Here is a 1,615-nt window from a genome sequence, read left to right as displayed (position 1 = left end):
TACGGAAACGAATCGAGCCATTATTTCTTTACCGGAGGTTATGTATTTGATATCAACCAAAGTGTAAAATTCAAACCATTTTTCATGGTTAAGTCGGCCTTTGAAGCGCCAGCATCATTAGATGTATCAACAAACTTTTTGTTTAAAGACAAGTTTGAAATTGGAGCCACATACAGAATTGACGACAGTTTTGGAGCAATGGTAAATTATGCTATTACACCGGCCTTAAAAATTGGATATGCTTACGATCACATTGTTTCTGATTTAAAAGTAACTACACCAGCATCACACGAGGTAATTTTATTGTTTGATGTTAACTTTAGTAAAAAAGTATCACGTTCACCACGTTATTTTTAATCTTCCAATTAAGCAAAGTACATATGAAAAATATAAATATTATAGCTAGTGCGTTACTGTTTACAACTTTAGTAACAGCACAGAACAAAGATACCAAGGAAGCAGACAAGTTATTCGACCGATTGGAGTATATTGATGCTGCCAAAGCCTATACTAAATTAGTAGAGAAAGGAAAAGCAGACGCTTACGTTTACAAACAATTAGGAGATAGTTACTATAACGTATTTAACAGCAAAGAAGCGGCTTTGTGGTATGCTAAAGCAGTAGAAACATCACAAGATGCTGAAACACACTTTAGATATGCGCAAATGCTAAAAGCTGAAGGAGATGTTAAAGGAGCAGAGGCTCAAATGCAAAAATTTGCTCAAATGGAGCCAAACGATGCTAGAGCCAAAGCGTTTAAAAACAATCCGAACTATTTATCGCAATTAAAGAGTCAAAGCAAACAATACGACATCAAGAAATCGGATGTGAGTAGTGAAAAAGCAGACTTTGGAGCAGTATTAACCAACAACAACGAGTTGTACTTCTCAAGTGCTAGAAATACCGCTAGAAAACAAAACGGAATGGACGACCAGCCGTATTTAGATTTATACAAAGCAACAAGAAACGCAGACGGAAGCTTAAGTCAAGCTACAGAAGTTGCCGAGTTAAATACGAGATGGCATGACGGACCAGCAGCTATCACAGCAGACGGAAACACGATGTATTACGGAAGTGAGAGTTTTAACGAGAGCGAATTCCAAAAGGATAAAGCTAAGAAATTAAAATTCGGACAAATCTATTTATACAAAGCTACAAAGGATGGTGATAAATGGTCGAAAGGTCAGGCGTTATCATTTAACAATAAAGAATATTCATTAAGAAACCCATCGATTAGCAAAGACGGAAAAACATTATATTTTTCTTCGGATATGCCAGGTGGCCAAGGTGGAGAAGATATTTGGAAAGTAAGTGTTGATGGTGATTCATACGGAACACCAGAGAACTTAGGTCCGAATGTAAACACAGAGGCTAATGAGAGTTTTCCATCGATTCAAGATGATAACATCTTATTCTTCTCATCAAACGGAAGACAAGGTTTTGGAGGTTATGATGTATTCAAATACAACACCAATACCAATGAAAAAGCATCAAACGTTGGTGAACCGGTAAACTCACAAAAAGACGACTTTGCCTTTTCATACAACTTAGTAAAAAATGTTGGGTATTTTTCTAGTAACAGAGACGGAAACGATGATATTTACCAAGCAGACGC

At 36.6% G+C, this 1,615-nt stretch carries 2 protein-coding genes; both read left to right on the top strand.

Features of this window, described 5'->3' with window-relative positions:
* On the top strand, positions 1 to 357 hold a 357-nt coding region (locus tag BMY86_RS12915), incomplete at its 5' end, for a type IX secretion system membrane protein PorP/SprF (protein ID WP_143065678.1).
* Between the two features lie 23 nt (positions 358 to 380).
* The coding region (locus tag BMY86_RS12910; protein WP_091470340.1) for a PD40 domain-containing protein at positions 381 to 1,615 on the top strand (1,235 nt) is incomplete at its 3' end.

It is taken from the genome of Flavobacterium urocaniciphilum (genome assembly GCF_900110615.1).
GTDB lineage: Bacteria > Bacteroidota > Bacteroidia > Flavobacteriales > Flavobacteriaceae > Flavobacterium > Flavobacterium urocaniciphilum.
The sequence above is the reverse complement of the archived record's forward strand: the minus strand, read 5'-3'. Positions and strand labels throughout refer to the sequence as shown.